At 35.7% G+C, this 555-nt stretch carries 2 protein-coding genes; both read left to right on the top strand.

Annotated features, from left to right (window positions below; all coding sequences use genetic code 11):
* The first annotated feature begins 53 nt into the window (after positions 1-53).
* Entirely contained in the window at positions 54-326 is a 273-nt protein-coding gene (locus HMPREF3208_RS01565) for a type II toxin-antitoxin system Phd/YefM family antitoxin (RefSeq protein WP_016637256.1), read from the top strand.
* Positions 307-555: type II toxin-antitoxin system RelE/ParE family toxin (locus HMPREF3208_RS01560; protein ID WP_064346899.1), on the top strand; the 249-nt coding region annotated here is incomplete at its 3' end. The genes HMPREF3208_RS01565 and HMPREF3208_RS01560, both read left to right, overlap by 20 nt.

Below are 555 nucleotides of genomic sequence, written 5' to 3'. Positions count from 1 at the left end.
ATTGTAATCTTGATAATATTATGATACTTTTTTGATAAAAGGAGGTTGATACTATGATTAATATTCGACCAGTTTCCGATTTAAGAAATAAATTTCCAGAAGTAGAAGAAACAGTTATAAATTCAAATACACCAGTATTCCTTACAAAAAATGGTTATGGAACTATGGTTCTCATGAGCATCAAACAATACTCTGCCCTCACTGACGACATTGAAAGAAAACTCGACGAAGCAGATACTTTTGCCGCAAACACTTCTACACGTCTTTCTAAAGACGACGTCTTTGATAGCGCAAGGAGAAGGATTAATGAGCAAGAACACGTATAAATTAACCTTTCTACCACTATTCAAAGAAGATTTATTAGAAACAGTTGACTATATAACCAATACACTGCAAAATCCAAAAGCTGCTCACAGACTTGTTGACGACATAGAATCAGCAATCGATAAACGACTTGAATCGCCCCTCTTATTTGCTCCTTACCAATCATCAACAACACGAGAACACCCCTACTACAGGATTAGCGTACGCAACTTTTCTGTTTTTTACGTTGTC

Origin of the sequence: Gardnerella vaginalis (assembly GCF_001546485.1) — a bacterium.
GTDB lineage: Bacteria > Actinomycetota > Actinomycetes > Actinomycetales > Bifidobacteriaceae > Bifidobacterium > Bifidobacterium vaginale_D.
Note: the sequence above shows the minus strand (reverse complement) of the source record. Positions and strands in the feature narration are given on the sequence as shown.

Excerpts from the sequence above, each read along its gene's own strand:
- HMPREF3208_RS01565 (WP_016637256.1), top strand. The coding sequence starts at position 54 with ATGATTAATATTCGACCAGTTTCCGATTTAAGAAATAAATTTCCAGAA.